The organism is Phyllobacterium endophyticum, assembly GCF_003010935.1.
GTDB lineage: Bacteria > Pseudomonadota > Alphaproteobacteria > Rhizobiales > Rhizobiaceae > Phyllobacterium > Phyllobacterium endophyticum.
In genome coordinates this window covers 1,051,450-1,069,194 of the sequence record NZ_PGGN01000002.1, presented here as the reverse complement: position 1 = coordinate 1,069,194, position 17,745 = coordinate 1,051,450, and the positions used below count along the sequence as shown (strand labels likewise).

The 17,745-nt window shown below is 55.8% G+C and carries 17 protein-coding genes; 8 read left to right on the top strand and 9 right to left on the bottom strand.

Features of this window, described 5'->3' with window-relative positions; translation table 11 throughout:
• The first annotated feature begins 62 nt into the window (after window positions 1–62).
• Window positions 63–356 carry a hypothetical protein gene (locus tag CU100_RS13255; protein WP_106716997.1) on the top strand — a complete coding sequence of 98 codons (294 nt, stop codon included), beginning with the start codon at window positions 63–65 and terminating at the stop codon, window positions 354–356.
• Window positions 353–517 (top strand): hypothetical protein, encoded by a 165-nt coding sequence (locus tag CU100_RS26870; RefSeq protein WP_170113812.1) that lies wholly within the window; start codon window positions 353–355, stop codon window positions 515–517. The genes CU100_RS13255 and CU100_RS26870 overlap by 4 nt, the downstream gene beginning before the upstream one ends.
• A gap of 5 nt (window positions 518–522) precedes the next feature.
• Here CU100_RS26870 and CU100_RS13250 read toward each other — a convergent pair whose 3' ends face one another.
• Together CU100_RS13250 and CU100_RS13245 are read right to left on the bottom strand one after the other, a co-directional pair.
• On the bottom strand, window positions 523–1,782 hold the full coding sequence (locus tag CU100_RS13250; RefSeq protein WP_170113811.1) for an FAD-dependent monooxygenase: 1,260 nt from the start codon (window positions 1,780–1,782) through the stop codon (window positions 523–525).
• Window positions 1,779–2,024 carry a zinc-finger domain-containing protein gene (locus CU100_RS13245; protein ID WP_106716995.1) on the bottom strand — a complete coding sequence of 82 codons (246 nt, stop codon included), beginning with the start codon at window positions 2,022–2,024 and terminating at the stop codon, window positions 1,779–1,781. The genes CU100_RS13250 and CU100_RS13245 overlap by 4 nt, the downstream gene beginning before the upstream one ends.
• A 913-nt stretch (window positions 2,025–2,937) precedes the next feature.
• Between CU100_RS13245 and CU100_RS13235 the strand changes: the two genes are divergently transcribed.
• Together CU100_RS13235 and ppx are read left to right on the top strand one after the other, a co-directional pair.
• Window positions 2,938–5,133 carry an RNA degradosome polyphosphate kinase gene (locus tag CU100_RS13235; protein WP_106716993.1) on the top strand — a complete coding sequence of 732 codons (2,196 nt, stop codon included), beginning with the start codon at window positions 2,938–2,940 and terminating at the stop codon, window positions 5,131–5,133.
• Window positions 5,130–6,638, top strand: coding sequence for an exopolyphosphatase (gene ppx, locus CU100_RS13230; protein WP_106716992.1), 1,509 nt, complete (start codon window positions 5,130–5,132; stop codon window positions 6,636–6,638). The genes CU100_RS13235 and ppx overlap by 4 nt, the downstream gene beginning before the upstream one ends.
• Window positions 6,639–6,754: 116 nt before the next feature.
• On the opposite strand, the gene purQ is transcribed toward ppx, so the two are convergent.
• From purQ to purC, 4 genes are read right to left on the bottom strand one after another with little or no spacing between them, the layout of a single operon-like run.
• Entirely contained in the window at window positions 6,755–7,423 is a 669-nt protein-coding gene (gene purQ, locus CU100_RS13225) for a phosphoribosylformylglycinamidine synthase subunit PurQ (RefSeq protein WP_106716991.1), read from the bottom strand.
• Entirely contained in the window at window positions 7,420–7,677 is a 258-nt protein-coding gene (locus CU100_RS13220) for a hypothetical protein (RefSeq protein WP_106717268.1), read from the bottom strand. Before CU100_RS13220 ends, purQ begins: the two co-directional genes overlap by 4 nt.
• Window positions 7,678–7,697: 20 nt before the next feature.
• Window positions 7,698–7,937 (bottom strand): phosphoribosylformylglycinamidine synthase subunit PurS, encoded by a 240-nt coding sequence (purS, locus tag CU100_RS13215; RefSeq protein ID WP_106716990.1) that lies wholly within the window; start codon window positions 7,935–7,937, stop codon window positions 7,698–7,700.
• Between the two features lie 19 nt (window positions 7,938–7,956).
• Window positions 7,957–8,721, bottom strand: a complete 765-nt coding sequence (gene purC / locus CU100_RS13210) for a phosphoribosylaminoimidazolesuccinocarboxamide synthase (protein ID WP_106716989.1) — start codon at window positions 8,719–8,721, stop codon at window positions 7,957–7,959.
• Window positions 8,722–9,015: 294 nt separating this feature from the next.
• Here purC and CU100_RS13205 point away from each other — a divergent pair, with 294 nt between their 5' ends.
• Both CU100_RS13205 and CU100_RS26580 read left to right on the top strand, forming a co-directional pair.
• A complete protein-coding gene (locus tag CU100_RS13205) occupies window positions 9,016–9,333 on the top strand; it encodes a DUF1476 domain-containing protein (protein ID WP_106716988.1) in 318 nt (105 codons plus the stop codon).
• Between the two features lie 191 nt (window positions 9,334–9,524).
• Entirely contained in the window at window positions 9,525–10,415 is an 891-nt protein-coding gene (locus CU100_RS26580) for a calcium-binding protein (protein WP_146141845.1), read from the top strand.
• A 48-nt stretch (window positions 10,416–10,463) separates the two neighbouring features.
• Here CU100_RS26580 and CU100_RS13185 read toward each other — a convergent pair whose 3' ends face one another.
• Entirely contained in the window at window positions 10,464–11,387 is a 924-nt protein-coding gene (locus tag CU100_RS13185) for a GGDEF domain-containing protein (RefSeq protein ID WP_106717266.1), read from the bottom strand.
• A gap of 233 nt (window positions 11,388–11,620) precedes the next feature.
• Between CU100_RS13185 and CU100_RS13180 the strand changes: the two genes are divergently transcribed.
• Together CU100_RS13180 and CU100_RS13175 are read left to right on the top strand one after the other, a co-directional pair.
• Complete coding sequence (locus CU100_RS13180; RefSeq protein WP_106716985.1) at window positions 11,621–12,385, top strand: HpcH/HpaI aldolase family protein; 765 nt, start codon at window positions 11,621–11,623, stop codon at window positions 12,383–12,385.
• Between the two features lie 90 nt (window positions 12,386–12,475).
• Window positions 12,476–13,519, top strand: a complete 1,044-nt coding sequence (locus CU100_RS13175; protein WP_210204091.1) for a serine hydrolase domain-containing protein — start codon at window positions 12,476–12,478, stop codon at window positions 13,517–13,519.
• A gap of 2 nt (window positions 13,520–13,521) precedes the next feature.
• On the opposite strand, the gene CU100_RS13170 is transcribed toward CU100_RS13175, so the two are convergent.
• Both CU100_RS13170 and CU100_RS13165 read right to left on the bottom strand, forming a co-directional pair.
• Window positions 13,522–14,442, bottom strand: coding sequence for a DMT family transporter (locus tag CU100_RS13170; RefSeq protein ID WP_106716984.1), 921 nt, complete (start codon window positions 14,440–14,442; stop codon window positions 13,522–13,524).
• A gap of 413 nt (window positions 14,443–14,855) precedes the next feature.
• Window positions 14,856–17,645 carry a calcium-binding protein gene (locus tag CU100_RS13165; protein WP_106716983.1) on the bottom strand — a complete coding sequence of 930 codons (2,790 nt, stop codon included), beginning with the start codon at window positions 17,643–17,645 and terminating at the stop codon, window positions 14,856–14,858.
• Window positions 17,646–17,745 lie beyond the last annotated feature (100 nt).

Genomic DNA, 17,745 nt, shown 5'->3' with positions numbered 1-17,745 from the left:
GGCCGCCGTCACATGTGATTTCAATTTTTTATTTTGGCAAAGTTTCATTTTATCGAGATTTTATGTCCGACGACCTTGAGAGAAGCACCAGCGAAGCACTTAGAGAATTTGCCGCGATCGAGAAGATGCGTGACAATGAAGTTCGCAAATATGTCGCCGCGGCGATCGACAGGCTTTCTACTGCGACTGCCGTCGTTGGCATCTTTGGCCCTATCGTCACCGTGGTCACGAATGGCATGAGCGATCACGCACCATTCTTCCTCGTGTCGCAATCGTTTATTATCGTCAGTGGTGGGGTGCTATCGTATGGGCTTCATCTTTATGGTAAAATGATACTCAGACGAGGACTGAGATGATGCTGGCAAATACTATTTTTATCATATTCTGGATGACAGTCATCAGCCTCGGTGCCATCCTTGTCGCCAGACATGAAGTCAATCAAAGCCGGAAAGAGACGAATGACCGCCTTGCCGAAATCAGTCGCGAGTTGAAGCGTCGTACCACACCCGCTGAGTAATCGGATTAGCTGGCTTCCGCATCATATCCATAAAGCCAGTCCAGATCGCTCATGAACTTTTCGGCCGGCCGGTTGCGCATGATAATATTGCGGGCGAGGGCTATGGGTCCCTTCGCGTGATAGGCGAGGTGATTGAGCGCGCCCCGCCGGACCACGGCAGCTATCCGTTTGTTGCGGTTATGGGCAAATGCCGCTAGTGCCGGTTGCCACGTTGCGTTGTCTTTTCCCAAGGTTCCCGCAAGGGCACATGCGTCTTCGATAGCCATGGCCGCCCCCTGCGCGGCATAAGGCGTCATCGCGTGGGCGGCGTCGCCAACCAGCACCAATCTGTTTTCAATCTGAAACCGGCATTTTGGCATCTCGAACAATCGCCAGGGCGTCCATGGAAGACCTGCGCGCATCGCGTCCTGCAGCCCTTTATGCCAATTGCCGAATTCACGAATGAAATCCTGGCTCGGTGTCTCCGGCGCTCCGGTGTCGCGGCGTGCGCTCTGCCGGTCAGGCGCCACCGCCACGAAGTTGATCATTTGCCCGGAGCGGATGGGGTAGGCGACAAGATGAGCGTTGGCGCCCGTCCACGCAACCACATTTGTGCCTCCCGGCATCAGCGCCGCAAAGTCGTTTGGCAGCTCATCGACCGCCACCGAGGATCTCCAGGCGATCGTGCCGGTATAGCGGGCGCGGTCCAGATCGGAGGTGGCGTTGCGTGTGTTCGACCACACGCCGTCTGCCCCGACAAGCAGCGCGCCGCGATGCTCTTCGATGCGGTCATGATACTGCACACGCACCAGAGTGCCATTCTCGTCGGAATTATGTTGGGTCACCGCCGATTGCAGCTGGATAGCAATGTTCGGTTCACTGCGCGCCTTGTTCAACAAGGCGTTCTGCAGATCAGCGCGGTGGCACACGATATAGGGTGCTCCCCATCGTTGCTGCGCCTGTTCTCCTACGGGCAAGTGCAAGAGGCGTTCGCCGCTGATACCATCATGCAGGCAAATGGCCTGGGGCTCGACGTATGAGTTCTTGAGCTGATCGAGCACGCCCAACCGGCCGAGGAGACGGGTGGCGTTCGGGGAAAGCTGCAACCCCGCTCCAATCTCGGCCAGCGTCGCGCTTTGCTCGAATATTTGGACCTGGAAGCCCTTGGCACTCAGTGCGAGGGCAAGGGTGAGACCGGCAATGCCAGCACCCGCAATAATGATCTGATCAGGATTGGGAATTCGCCTGTTTCGTTCAGTCTTCAGATCGATAAGGGCTGCTTTCAAGCGGCCTTGTCCACATAGGCGCAACCTTCCGGAATGGTCGCGTCGGCAGCAAGCGAGGCGTCATAGCGATAAAGCGTCGAGCAATAGGGGCAGACTTTTTCATTGTCATCGCCCAGGTCAAGGAAGACGTGCGGGTGATCGAAGGGCGGGTTGGCGCCAACGCACATGAATTCTTTGACCCCGACAGTGATGGTCGCATGACCCGCGCTGTTCTGGAAGTGTGGGGTGCTGTGTCCAGCCATTATTCGCTCCTGAAGCCTTTCGCCAGGCGCATCGCGCGCCACTATCGCTTTGTCTTAAAACAAAAGGCTTCCGAAGGAAACGCGTTCTATGTCGCAGTATTCTTTATGTTCGTGGACCCGCAATGCGGATAGAATGTTCTGCACCGTCGCTGCCACCGTAAGTCCGCCGCAACGAACATCAGGTGAACGTATCGTTTGGGCCGAACCTTCGAATTATCTCGAAGCAAGAAGTGTTTGCTTCCGCGATTTTTGCAAGGCTGGATATCCCGGGGAGGCATATTCCATGATTCGCATGTGACCATTGCGCTTGTTGCCGGATCGCCGGACAGAAGCCGCGGCACCCGCGCCATTTGCGGGCACAATCGTCAGTCCGACGTTCAATGTCTGGGCACATGCCGCAGTGGTTTCAAGTAATGGTGCAGTAAGAACGATTACACAAAGCAAGGAAAGAAATTTTCCCATAGCCGCTCCTGTGAGTTCGTGCATTTAGCAGGAATCTCAAAAGGTTGACGCCGATACGTCATAAAAATCGCAAGAAACGCTTGGGCACCGGATAAACATCGCCCTCGGCCATTTTCGGCCACGGGCATTCATTGCCCTTCTCGCAGATGATCACGGTCTCCACCTCTTGTCTAATCAATCCGCCCGTTAATGTTAATGCGCCCGGTTCCGGTTCAGTAGAATCCTTGAAGTGATTTTAACGGCTCTATGATGAGGCTTTGCCGACTTGTCTCGTGGCGCGAATATCGTGCGACTTAAAAGACCTGTCATTCGCGCTGACCATGCCGTAAATTATCGTTCTTGGCGGTATGATGACGATTTCACGACGATTGCTATCAAACTGTCAAAAGACTTCTCTATGGTGCGTTCTCAAGTCCGCATTTCATCGAACCTACCTTTCTGGAGAACCAGTATGAACGAACAGTCGCCCGCAATTCCGGAACCGGTGGAACAGGTTGATTTCCCGGATCTGCATGCAAGTGTGGACCGTTTCGTAAATCGTGAATTCTCCTGGCTGCAATTTAACAGGCGTGTGCTCGAGGAAGCTGAGAACAAGCATCAGCCGCTGCTTGAGCGCCTGCGCTTCCTTTCGATTTCGGCTGCCAACCTCGATGAATTCTTCATGGTCCGTATAGCTGGACTGGCCGGGCAGGTGCGAGCCGGCGTCTCGGACCGCAGCGACGATGGTCGCACCGCACAGGAGCAGCTCGAGTTCGTTCTGACCGAAGTCGGAAAGCTTCAGATCGCGCAGCAGTTGCGGCTGGATGATCTGCGTACAGAGATGCTCAAGGAAAACATCGAGATCGTTCGCCCGGACCGGCTGACCAAGGCAGAACAGGCGTGGCTGGAAGATCATTTCCTCGAAACCATCTATCCTGTACTGACGCCGCTTGCCATCGATCCGGCGCACCCGTTTCCGTTCATCCCCAATCTCGGCTTCACCATCGCCATGCTTCTTAGCCGGAGCACCGATAATCGGCCCATGACGGCACTTCTGCGCCTGCCGCAGGCGCTCAAGCGCTTTATCCAGATACCGGATGAGGGCGGACGTTTCCGTTTTCTGACGCTTGAGGACGCGATCAGCCTGTTCACAGGGCGCTTGTTTCCCGGCTACGAGGTCAAGGGCGCCGGCACATTCCGCATCATTCGCGACAGCGATATCGAGGTTGAGGAAGAGGCCGAAGATCTGGTCCGCCTGTTTGAAACCGCGCTCAAGCGCCGCCGGCGCGGTCAGGTCATCCGCATCGAGTTCGATGATGAAATGCCCGAATCCCTGCGCAGTTTCGTTGCGACCGAGCTCGGCGTACCTGATAATCGCATCAGCGTTCTCGGCGGTTTACTTGCGCTGAACATGATTTCGGAAATCGTCAGCATTCCGCGCACGGATTTGAAGTTTGTGCCCTACAACCCGCGTTTCCCCGAGCGCGTGCGCGAGCACGGCGGCGATTGTTTTGCTGCAATTCGCGAAAAAGATATCGTTGTCCACCACCCTTACGAATCGTTCGACGTCGTCGTGCAGTTCCTGCGCCAGGCTGCGGCTGATCCGGACGTGGTTGCGATCAAGCAGACACTTTATCGCACGTCCAATGACAGCCCGATCGTGCGGGCATTGATCGATGCCGCCGATGCCGGCAAGTCCGTCACCGCATTGATCGAATTGAAGGCGCGCTTCGATGAGGAGGCCAACATCCGCTGGGCCCGCGATCTGGAGCGCGCCGGTGTGCAAGTCGTGTTTGGTTTCATCGAATGGAAGACCCACGCCAAGATGTCCCTTGTGGTGCGTCGCGAAGAAAACAAGTTGCGCAGCTACGTCCATCTTGGAACCGGGAATTATCACCCGATCACCGCCAAGATTTACACTGACCTTTCGTTCTTCACCTGTGAGCCGTCCATCGGCCGCGATGTGGCCCAGATATTCAACTTCATCACCGGTTATACGCCGCCTTCCGGCAAGATGGGCATCGCCGTATCGCCCATCACGCTGCGCCCCCGTATCATGCAGCACATCGCGGAGGAAATCGCCCACGCCAAAGCCGGCCGTCCGGCCTCGATCTGGATGAAGATGAATTCGCTGGTCGACGCCAAGATCATCGACGCACTCTATGAGGCGAGCCGGCAGGGCGTGGAGATAGATCTCGTCGTGCGGGGCATCTGCTGCCTCCGGCCACAGGTGCCGGGCCTGTCTGAGAACATACGTGCCAAATCAATCGTCGGCCGCTTCCTGGAGCACAGCCGCATCTTCTGCTTCGGCAATGGCGAGCCGTTGCCTTCTGAACGGGCGCTGGTTTATTTCGGCTCGGCAGACATGATGACCCGCAATCTTGACCGCCGCGTCGAGACACTGGTTCCCATCACCAATCCAACTGTGCATCAACAGGTTCTTTCACAGATTATGCTGGCCAACCTTCTCGACAACCAGCAGAGTTACGAGTTACTAGCAGACGGAACTTCACGCCGGATTACACCGGCTGAAGGCGAAGGCGCTTTTAACGCACAGGAATATTTCATGACAAATCCCAGCCTTTCAGGCCGCGGCAAGTCGCTTAAGTCTTCAGCACCTCGACTGATTGCACACCGCAAGCGGTCGAAAAGAAGCAAGGCTGCATGATATCCGCTGCGCAAGGGCGCGTGCAGGGGCGTCAACCGGCGGCTGTCATCGATATTGGTTCAAACTCTGTACGTTTGGTTGTCTATGAGGGCGTAAACCGTTCTCCCACGGTCCTTTTCAACGAGAAGATCCTTTGCGGCCTCGGCAAGGGGCTGGCCAAGACCAAAAAGCTCAATGCAAAGGCGGTGCAGAGTGCCCTTCGTGCGCTGCGCCGCTTCCGCGCGCTCGCCGATCAGGCGGGAGCGGTTTCGCTCGACGTTCTGGCGACAGCCGCTGCGCGCGAAGCGGAAAACGGCTCCCAATTCATCAAGGAGGCTGAAGCCTTGCTCAAGGAGCCGATCAGGGTTCTGTCGGGAAGGGAAGAGGCCTATTATTCAGCGCTCGGCATCATTTCCGGTTTCCACGATCCGGACGGCATAGCGGGCGATCTCGGCGGCGGCAGCCTGGAACTGGTCGATGTCAGGGGTCGGCAAATCGGCGATGGTATCACCTTGCCCTTGGGCGGTCTGCGTCTCCAGGACATGTCCGATGGTGACCTCGACGCCGCGGCTGGCATCGCCAGGAAGCACCTTTCTACGGCAAAGCTGCTCACCAATGGCCGGGGCAGGATCTTTTATGCAGTCGGCGGTACTTGGCGAAACCTCGCGAAGTTGCACATGAGCGCGACACACTACCCGCTCCATGTCATGCACCACTACGAGATTTCTTTCGATGAGGCCCAGCGTTTCCTCAAACTAGTCGCTGCCGGTGACGTGGACTACATGCGCGGTATCGAGGACGTGTCGAAAAACCGGCGTGCGCTCCTGTCCTATGGCGCGATTGCACTCCTTGAGACAATCAGGCTCATGCGCCCGTCAAAGGTCGTCTTTTCGGCCTTGGGTGTACGCGAGGGATTTCTCTATTCGCTGCTCTCCGAGCGCGAGCAGCTGGAAGATCCCCTGATATCGGCCGCGGACGAACTGGCCGTATTGCGTGCCCGTTCACCGGCCTATGCCCGTGAATTGGCCGATTGGTCGGGCGAAGCCTTCGCAGCGCTTGGCTATGATGAAACGGAAGATGAAAAGCGCTATCGCCGCGCCGCTTGCCTTGTCGCGGATATCAGCTGGCGGGCTCATCCGGATTATCGTGGCTCACAGGCCCTGAACATGATTTCGAATGCTGCCTTTGTCGGGATCGATCACCCGGGACGTGCCTATATCGCACTCGCCAATTTCTTCCGGCACGAAGGCATTACGCACAGTGTAGCGGATCCGGAATTGTCGGCCATTGCCAGCCCGCGACTGCTCGAATATTCGCGCATTCTCGCCGCAATCATGCGCATCACCTATCCGTTTTCGGCATCGATGGCTGGAGTTGTTCCAAACCTTTCATGGAATCCGACATCCGACGGCATAGACCTGGTGGTTCAGAAAGCCAAGGCCGATCTCATCGGCGACGTGCCGGAGGGACGTTTGCAGCAATTGGCCAGGCTCACGGGCAAAAGCCTGAAAATAGTCGTCGCCTAAAGCAGGTCTCGTTTAATCCAGGCCAGTTCTGTCTGTCGGATGGCCAGCCAATCCACGCAAAGGCCGCCAGCCCGACGGGAAACATCGGCCTCGTCCAACCTCTTTGTATTGTCTGCTCAGGCGGCGAGACCAAGGACACCCGTAAACAGTGCCCTTCCGTCAGTGCCGCCATGCGCGGCCTCGATCAGGTTTTCCGGGTGGGGCATCAGGCCCAATACATTGCCGTTCTGGTTGATGATGCCGGCGATATCATTCATCGAGCCGTTGGGATTTGTCCCTTCCGCATAACGAAAAACCACCTGTCCGTCGCCTTCGATGCGCGCCAGGGTCTCTGCGTCGGCGAAGTAATTGCCGTCATGGTGCGCGACAGGGCATTGGATGATCTGGCCATGCGAATAGCCACGCGTGAACGGCGTGTTGGCATTGGTGACTTCAAGTTTCACCTGGCGGCAGACAAATTTCAGCGAGGCATTGCGCATCAGCGCGCCGGGCAGCAGGCCCGCTTCAACCAGGATCTGGAAGCCGTTGCAGACGCCCATCACCATGACGCCCTTGTTGGCCTTTTCGCGGATCGCTTCCATCACGGGCATGCGCGCGGCAATGGCACCGCACCTGAGGTAGTCTCCGTAGGAAAACCCGCCTGGAATGACGATCAGGTCGACATCGGGAATTTCCGTATCCGTCTGCCACACCGTGTGGGGTGCGACGCCGGAAATCTTCGTCAACGCGGCGATCATGTCGCGGTCACGGTTGAGGCCGGGAAGAAGTACAACTGCTGATTTCATGGGTGCGGTTCAAACCTTGCTTGTGCTTCTGCGAATTCCCGAAGGTCCAGACGATTTTCAATGCGTTCGAGACGATCCAAGATTTTTAGTTTCGTAGAGTGATGATCAATTACATCACCTTGGGCAGTATGGAGCCGCTCGCGCAGTTCAATATTCTCCCGCCGCAAGTTTCGCAAATCCTTCTTCAGTGACGACACCTCGGCATCCCGTTTCTTGAACAATTCATGCATGAAATCTTGTGTCACTTCGACCATGGCGAATCCTTGAAAATTCATCAATCAATGGCGAAACTATAATCCTCGATCACCGTGTTGGCGAGAAGCTTTTCGCACATTGCCTTGAGGTTTGCCTCAGCCTTCGCCTTGTCGCTCGTATCGAGTTCGACATCGAAAACCTTGCCTTGTCGAACCGAGCCGACACCCTCGAAACCGAGGCTGCCGAGCGCGCCGACGATCGCCTTGCCCTGAGGGTCAAGAACGCCATTCTTCAAGGTTACAGTGACACGTGCCTTCATCGATCTGTCTTCTCCGGTGTTACTTGACCAATACGGGTCCCGCAGGCCGCGTCGGTTCGTTTTCGTTCATGATGCCGAGGCGGCGGGCGACTTCCTGGTAGGCTTCGATAAGGCCGCCCATGTCGCGGCGGAAGCGGTCCTTGTCCATCTTTTCGCTCGTCTGCGCGTCCCAAAGCCGGGCGCTGTCCGGCGAGAACTCGTCGGCAAGCACGATACGCATCATCTCGCCTTCGTAGAGCCGGCCACATTCGATCTTGAAATCGACCAGCTGGATACCGACGCCCAGAAAAAGCCCGCTCAGGAAGTCGTTGATGCGGATGGCAAGCGCCATGATGTCATCGATTTCCTGCGGCGCTGCCCAGCCAAACGCAGTGATATGCTCTTCCGAGACCATCGGGTCGTCGAGCTCGTCATTCTTGTAGTAAAACTCGATGATCGAGCGCGGCAACACAGTGCCTTCCTCGATGCCAAGGCGCTTTGCCAGCGAGCCGGCGGCGATGTTTCGCACCACGACCTGCAGCGGGATAATCTCGACTTCCTTGATCAGCTGCTCGCGCATGTTGAGGCGGCGGATGAAATGCGTCGGGATTCCCATTCGGTTGAGCTGGCTGAAAATATACTCGGATATGCGGTTGTTGAGGACGCCCTTGCCGTCGATGACTTCCGTTTTCTTCGGGTGAAGCACAGTTGTATCGTCTTTGAAATGCTGGACGAGCGTGCCCGGTTCTGGTCCTTCGTAAAGGATCTTTGCTTTGCCTTCGTAGACACGGCGGCGACGGTTCATTGCGGATTCTCTGGTATTGGAGTTATCGGTCAGCCTTGGGTCTTGGCCGTCATGTTGGCGCGCTAACTATCGCAAAAGCAAGCATTCTACAATGATCCTTTCTGGAGCTCCCCCGTTTTGTGGGTTATTATGACCAATGTTATCCGGCCGATGCAGTGAATTGAGACTTCCGATTCTGCGAAGAACCTTTATATGGGACTTGAGAAACATAAAAACATCGGGGCGCCTGAAAAACGCCCGATACCTCGTTGTAAAACAAAGCTGATCATATAAATTTGCGGGAGCAAAGAGAGGATGACAATGCAAGATCGCGAAAACGCCTTCGAAAACAAGTACGCGCACGACGCTGAAGTACGTTTCAGGGCGGAAGCCCGCCGCAACAAGCTTCTGGGCCTGTGGGCTGCAGAACAGCTTGGCAAGAACGGCGAGGAAGCCGAAGCCTATGCGAAGGAAGTGATCAAGGCTGATTTCGTCGAAGCTGGCGATGATGACGTCTTCCGCAAGATCCGCGCAGATTTCGATGCTGCCGGCATCGACAAGTCTGATCATCGCATCCGTCGCACCATGGAAGAGTTGATGATCGAGGCAATTCGCCAGATCGAAGGCGCCTGATCAACCACTTCTGTTGTCATGATCAAGGCCGCCCTTCGGGGCGGCTTTTTTTGTGCGAGCCCTTTCTTGTTCGCAACCTGTGCGAGTGTTCGGAAATTATACAATCTAAAGTCGAATTTCTTTCCCATGACGCCGGTGATAGTTCTCGGTGATATTGCTGTCGATTTTGCGCAATATCTCAAGGGGGTCTTATGTTTGAAACAAGTCATTTTCTGGCATTTTTCAGCGGGTCTGGTTCGTGGCACGTTGGTTTTTGGAAGTTCGACAACTTGGGCGTTGCGAAATTCTTCAACGCTTCTGAAGCTATCCCGACAGAATTTCACGGAACCAGAGCCAAGGTAGGCGTCGATATTCTAAGTTACGAAGGTTCGAAAGAGTCCATCGACCACGATACGATCCGCGCTAGAAGCTCATTCAACAACGTAATCGGAAGCTCGTTCGATGACTTCCTGAGAGGGGGCAATTCCGGAGGCATCCTCCATGGTGATGGTGGAAACGATAGCATTTTTGGCGGCGCGGGAAATGACGCCCTCTATGGAGGCCGAGGCAGGGACTCCATCGTCGCTGGTGCTGGCAATGATCTGCTATCCGGCGGAGACGGAGATGACTCTCTCAGTGGCGATGCGGGAAATGACATTCTCTTCGGCGGTGCCGATCTGGATATTCTTGCCGGTGGCGATGGCGACGATAGTTTGAATGGCGAGGCTGGCAATGACAGGCTTTTTGGTGATGCCGGCGCTGACACGCTGAGCGGAGGCAGCGGAAAGGATCAGTTTACGTTCTATGATGTTGGCGACAGTTCTGTGACGAAGTTTGACACGATACTGGATTTCAGCCGTACCGAGCGTGATTTCATTGAACTGAGTGGTATCGATGCGAACACGACTTTGGAGGGCGACCAGGAATTTGCCTTTATAGGCAATGCGGATTTCAGCGCGGCAGGTCAGCTCCGCCTGGTCGATTCGACAAATTTGGGTTTCTCCTTCTTTCAGGGCGATGTGGACGGTGATGGCGCGGCGGATTTCGTCGTTCGCATCAACAAGATCAATGGCGGTCTGATTGCGACCGACTTCAAGCTCTAGCTATCAGACGGTGTGAGTGCGCGGCAGGTTTCGCAGCCGCATTTCAGGTCAAATCACACTGATGCGATTTCGCCCGCCCAGCTTCGCCTCATAGAGCGCGAGGTCGGCGCGGGCGAAAAGGTCTTGTGCCGTATCGCCCGAACGCAGCGCTGTGATTCCCACCGAACACGTATAAACAAGCTCGGGCCAGTTCGGCAGCGGCCGCGCCATCCTGATGTGCTCCAGCACACGCCCGAGAATATCCAGCCCGGTTTCGATAGGCGTCTCCGGCAGGATCAGCATGAACTCCTCGCCGCCGATCCTACCGAAACAGTCCAGCCGGCGCACAAAGGAATGCGCATTGCGGGCGAAATCCCGCAAGACCTGATCGCCAGCCTGATGACCGTAGCGATCGTTGATCGCCTTGAAATGATCGATGTCGAGGACGGCGACACAACCCCGCGTCGTCCGGTCCGGTGTCAACTCCCTGTCCACCAGTTCCTCGAGCTTGGTCATGATGAAGCGACGGTTGGCGACCCCGGTCAGTTCATCCGTCTGCGAAGCCCGCAAGGCAAGATCCCGGTCCTGACGCAAGCGGCGATCGTCGGTTCGCAATGGCGTTATGTCGTTGGCAATGCAGAGCATCCAGCCGTTCTGCTGCACCGTTTCCGTCATCCATAACCATCGGCCGTCGACAAGATCCGTCTCGAAAGCGCGAAACGGCGCTTTGCCGCGGCGCGACTGCGTCGAGACCAGCCATTCGTCGAAGTTCCGCGTGGTGAGCACTGTTCCCAGTCCCGCATTGTAGTTGCGCCGCATCAGGTCGCTCCAACCCGGCTCCTCCCCGGGCGCCAGATGGAAAGCCGCACGCCAGCTCTTGTTGGCGTAACGCAGGATATCGTCCTGATCATAGAGCGCGATCAAAACCAGACTGTCGTCCTGTAACGACACCAGCTTTGGAACAACTTCCTCCGGATTTCTGGAACCTGTCATTCTGACCTTTGGCTCGTCCTTCATCGGATATGCTGACCCGGACCTTAGTACATCAAATTGCTAAGAAAATCGACGTATCCCGAAAAACCCGGCGCAAGCGGCTTTTCTTGGTTGTGAACAGCCTCGTTGTGAAAAAGGGGAGGGCACCGGCTTTGCACGTTTCGAACGCCGGGCCTTGACCATTCCCATCTAGTTTTCCCATAGTCGCCGAAACTTGAGCTTGAGGAATCCCAATGTCGTTAGCATCGCGTCTCAAATCCGGCGAAACCATCTACTCGGGCTGGTCGCATATTACCGATGCGTTCGCCATGGAGGCGCTCAGCCGCACTGCACTCGATGCAGTGCTTTTCGATATGCAGCATGGTCCGCATGATACGGCAAGCGTCGCCGCGCTCACCGGTATTTTTCGCAGCGCCCACAAGCATGCGCTGGTTCGGATACCTGTCGGGCGTTTTGATATGGCCAGCCGCGCGCTCGATTTTGGCGTCGAAGGCGTGGTCGCTCCGATGATCAATTCGGTCGAGGACGCCCGGCTCTTTGCTGCCGCCATGAAATATCCGCCGCTGGGCGAACGCTCCTGGGGCCAGATGCGGGGCCGTCCCGGCAGTTATGGCGCCGGCGGTTCCGGTGGCTACCTGCGTGACGTCAATGAATCGACGCTATCCTTCGCCATGATCGAAACACGTGCAGCCTATGCTGCGCTGGATGACATTCTGGCGGTGGACGGCATAGACGGCGTGTTCGTCGGCCCTTCCGATTTCTCCATCGCCTGGAGCAACGGGCAGGAGGTGGATGCGGCTTCCGAGGCTATCATCGAGCCGTTGACGCATATCGCCGCGAAGACCAAGGCAGCAGGCAAGCTATGCGGCATATATGCGGCCACGCCAGCCTTGGCGAAGCGTTTTGCCGGCCTTGGCTATACGTTTCTTCCCCTTGCCGTCGATACGGCCTATATGACCCTCGGTGTGCAGAACATACTGGACGCATTGAAGGATTAGCCGCGAGAAGCAATCGCAATTCAGGTTGATCACATCCATGTGACAGGATGTGTGTTGATGTAGCTGGCGCCTTTCATCAATCATCCGCGGATGAAACGCTTGCCAATCAACCGCCGCGCATTCCTGATGACTTCGCTCGCCGTTACGTTGGCGCCGCGGGCAGCCACGTCCCAGCCCCGCCCCAGGTTGGATCAAACTACGATCGACACGATCACCGCTGAGGCGAGCCGCTTTCCTTCGCTCCGGACGATGATAATTTCCCGGCACGGCGATCTTGAACTGGAACAGGTTTTTCGCGGGCCTGCCGCCGACCGTCCAGTCAACGTGAAGTCCGTTTCGAAGACGATTATCGCCGCTCTCGTCGGAATTGCCATGGATCGCGGCGTCTTTGACGGGCTGGACCAACCCATCGCCCCCTTGTTCCCGGACAAACTGCCCGCAAATGCTGATCCCCGATTGCAAAGAGTGACCATCGGCAACCTGCTGTCGATGCAATCGGGTCTCGATCGCACCTCGGGCCCGAACTACGGCCGCTGGGTCCAGAGCGATGATTGGGTGCGTTTTGCCCTTTCGCGCGAATTCGTCGATGAACCAGGTGGAACCATGCTCTACTCGACTGGCAACTCGCATCTCTTGTCGGCGCTGTTGACGCGCAAAACAGGACGCTCGACTTTACAGGTCGCCCGGGAATGGCTGGGCAAACCGCTTGAAATCAATATCCCGCCTTGGCCGCGCGACCCTCAAGGCATCTATTTCGGCGGCAACGACATGCTGCTTTCGCCTCGTGCCATGCGCGCATTCGGGGAAATGTTTCTCGCCTCCGGCATAAGCGACGGTAAGCAGGTTGTTCCCAAGCCGTGGATCGAGGAATCGTGGAAGCCGCGCACGAGTTCACCCTTCACCGGCGACGCCTATGGGCTCGGCTGGTTCGTTTCGGGCTCCGCTGGCGGGAAGCCGATCTACTACGCATGGGGATATGGCGGCCAGATGATCTATGTGGTTCCGCACGTCTCACTCGTGGTTGTCATGACCTCCGACGCTGCAACGCCCTCGGGCCGCTCGGGATATGTGCGCCAACTGCATGATCTGGTTCGCAACCGTATCGTGCCAGCCGCCGAAGCGCAGGCCAGCTAGCTTCAACCTGACGTAGCCGCAGCTCTCCGGCGTGTCGGCAGTGTCATCGCCGCAACGCCTGCAATGACGCAGATGAGCCCGATCCATGCAGTGGGATTGAGGGTTTCGCCAAGGAAGACGACGCCGATGCCGACGCCGATAGGCACGCGCAGATAGGCCTGCGATGTGGTACTGACCGAGCCCAACGTATGGATCAAACGAAAGTAGATCACGAAAGCAATGGCCGTCGAGAATATCGAAAGACCGAGCAGCGCAAGGATGGAATTGGCCGACGGTGCGATGGTCCAGGGCTGGTCGACAACCACGCTGACAGGTATGAGCAGCACCGCGCCGCAAAGGAGCGAGCCGGCAGCCGGCATCATCGGATCGAGTCCCTTGAAACCTCGGCCGAAAATTGCCGCCGCGGCATAGGAGATCGTCGCGGCTACAATCGCCAGTTGTGCAAGCGCTTCCTTGCCCACGCCGTGGAACGCTTCAAGCCCGATGATGAGGCTGATGCCGATGACGCCGGCAACCACGCCGAAGAGCTTGCGGGCTGTCACGGCTTCATGACGCGTGATGAGCACTGTCAAAAGGAAAGCGAAGATCGGCGTCGTCGAATTGAGGATCGTTGCAAGTCCGGCATTTACCGTCAGTTCCGCCCAGGCGATGAGCGTGAACGGAACAACGCTGTTGATGCAGGCCTGAACGAGGAAGCGTTTCCAGATGGCGGGTTCGCGTGGCAGCGATAGTCCGCGCAACTTTATGATCGCCAGAAGCAACCCGCCGGCGATCAGCGTCCGCGCCGCGATAAAGGTCACCGGCGGAATGGTTTCGACGCCGATCTTGATGAACGTGTAAGACGCTCCCCACAGCGTCGCCAGAACGGCGAGCAGGGCAATTTCTTTTGCAAGCGATGGAGCAGGAAGCGTCGATGTGGTCATGATGGTTTACTCAATTGGCTGCATTGATCCTGTGGGCGGTTCGCCGTTGGCAAGCTCACAACGAACCACGCCGGGACCAAATGCCAGAAATCTGACGCTCGATGTTTCGATCAGGACCGAATTATAAGTTTTGAGCAAACCTGTGCGAGTGCGACGCAGGAATCACACTGGAGTTTGCGACATCCACGCAACAATAATCGACTCCGACACAAGAATCATCGATTCCCGCGCAGGAAATTCAATCGGCGGTAGAAAATAGGTTGTTCGCGGTTGCGATACTGCCGTCCGGCCATTCCATGGCGCGATCTTCTTTCTCGAATTTGAGGCAGAGATCGCCATTGTTAAGCTGCAATGCATCCCCCGGGAAATGCAGACATCGCCCCTTGAGGGGCGATGTCTCTTTCAAGCGTGGTTCAGGCGGCGAGATTGGCGTGATCTGCGCTGAACACGAACTGATCCTTGTGCGAATTGGCAAAGGCGATGAAGGTGTTTTTCGTCCAGCCTTCCAGCAATATGGCGCCGCCGCTTTTTGTATGAAGTTCAAGGACTTCGGTCCCGTGGACGTAACGCTGGAGTTCTACGTCGATGAACCAAAGAATCTTACCCATCTTCCTCTCCTGCCTGCCCCAGACTTCCTGAGACAGGCCCTTTATCATTTCATCAAAGTTGGCGAAATCATTGGTATGAAAGACCAGCTTGTCCCTCTCGTCATTGTTGATGCTGGACCAATGGCGGTTGAAATCCTTTATAGTGTCATACTCGCCTTTTTGCATCTCCTTGAATGCAAATGTATCGCTCCCCGAGCCGCCGGTCATGGTGTCATTGCCGTTTCCGCCGGCCAGCCAGTCATCATTGGTGCCGCCATTCAGAATATCATTTCCATAATTGCCGAAAAGACGATCCTTGCCCTGGTCACCATGAAGTTGGTCATTGCCGTCCTCGCCATAGAGCGTGTCATTGTCGATGCCGCCTGAGAGCACGTCATTATCCTCGCCGCCGTAGAGCATGTCGTCGCCGCTGCCACCGGCCAGCGCGTCCACGCCGTTCAAGCCCTTGAGTATGTCGTTCTGGCTATCGCCCCACAGGTGGTCATTACCACTGCCGCCGTCGATAGTATCATTGCCGGCACCGCCGTAGAGGAAATCGTCGCCGGCACCGCCGTCGAGAGTGTCCCCTCCATTTTGGCCATAGATGAAGTCATTGCCTTCGCGGCCATAGAGCATGTCCTTGCCGTCCCCGCCAAGTAACCGGTCGTGGCCGGTGTTGCCATAGATGACATCATCGCCAAGCTCGCCAAAGTAGGAATAATTGCCCGAAGATTTCAGATCACCCCTGAACGTATCCGCTCCATTTGTGCCGAAAAAGAAGCTGTCCGATACGTTGTCATTAGAAGCGTTGGCAGTGAAAGTATGAGAGGTAGTATATTTTTCCTTGCGCTTTAGAAGTGGCAGGAAAAGCGTCCACCACTCGCCATATTGTACGGTTTTTTCCCGGGCACCGACAAGCTGGCCTTTCTCGTAATCGATCGCATAGTTTCCGGAATTGCCGAAATTGATGGCTTCGATGTTGCGAAGTTCCTTCAGCCCATAGACCGTGCTGAACAGATAAAGCCGATTATCGGCGGTCTTGGTTATTGTATAATCCGTAATTTTTCCCTCAAGCAAAACCCGGTCATAGCCTTCGCCGCCCTCGGCAACGTCGGTGCCTTTGCTCAAGCGAAGTGTATCATTGCCTTTGCCGCCATCCAGCGAATCATTGCCTTTGCCATCTCCAAGCTTGTTATTCCCGTCAGTGCCGATGAGGAAAGCGGATGCGCCGTAGTGGTCGTTTGTCGGCGTTTGCTTGTCCTCAATCCAGATTTGTTCAGCCTCTGCGATCCTGATGCCGAACCAATCGAGGATCTGCTTGCTGACATTCTTGCCCAAGTCGGTCAGGAAATTACCGGTGTTCCTGAAGAATGCACTGACCGCTTTCAGCATGCTGCCAAGAGTGGAAACAACAATGACGCTGTTCTTGTCCATTTCGTTGTGGAACGTCGATTTGTAGATCGCATCAGGCAGATTATTAAAGACGGCGTTGCCATGGGAGAGCCAACCCAGGCTCAAAATCGTATTGTTGACGAAGTTGAAGCAGCCGATCTTGGCACTGCCAAAAAGTTGATAGATGTCGTCGAAGGAAACAAGATTGTTGGGGCCAGAACTCACCTCCGGCTTTTCACCATCGAAGATGCGGAGGTTGGAATCGACCCACTTGCCGAAAATAGTGTTCTTGTTTATCCCGGTCTTGTAAAGTAATGCGTCAATGAACAAAGGTAATGCGGTCCCCCAATCTCCTTTCAATGGTATCTTGTTCAGATACTTGTCGTAGAGGTCCTTGAATGGAGTTGCCTTGTTCTTAGGATCGTATCCATGATCCCAAAGCGCGTAGACGGGATCGTTCTCAATCCCGAAATTGATAATGCGGCCGTCGCCTTCTTTCCTTGAGATAACATTTGCGACAAAGGCGACAAACTTCGAGTTTTTATAGAAACCGCCAGCCAGCTTGTCCCTGTGCAAATGGTAAAGGTTCGTAAATTCGCCGCCGAGGCTGTAGCCGGTAAACAGGATGTTTTCCGCAGTGAGATTCGACTTGCCGGCCAGATTTTGAACGGCCTTGAGCGCATAATCGAGGCCGTAAATCACTTCTCCGTTGAGGTTCCTGTCAAATTCTGGCACATCGCCGGGTTTGCCTGCGCCAGGCATATCATTGCCGAAAGAATAGACGCAGAGCTCCGCGATCTTGCCGCCCGCGTCATATCGGGCAAGCAGTTTCATCTGCGCCCCACCGGCGAGGGAAAGCGTTTTCTTGCCTTCTTCGCCATTGAGCCCTTTGAAGGCGCCTTTGTCGTCGAGCAATTGCTCTGGATGAAGTACAAGCTCACTATAGAGTGATTTTCCAAGAGATTGTTCTGTCAGACCGAGTCCTGCCAGCCATTCCGCCGCCTTTCCCGGCTGCAAGCCAAGCAGCCCCAGGATCTCTTGCTTGTCCAGGCGCTTGGGATCGCCTTCACGCCCTCCAAGCGGCAGCCAACCTTTCTCTTCATCGTATTCCGGTGTGATTTTTGAGTCGGTATGATTTAGCTCATTACCTTCGCTCAGCACTTTTCCTATTAGCAGTGCTTTGCGGATATCTTTATATTCGGCCTCGTCCTTGAAAAAGGGCATTCACGTGTCCTCCAAACACTAAAAATACATGGCCAGGCGGCGCGAAACGGGGGTCGCGTCCTGCAAAATTTCGGATGTTGAAAAGTCCTCCATCAATCTG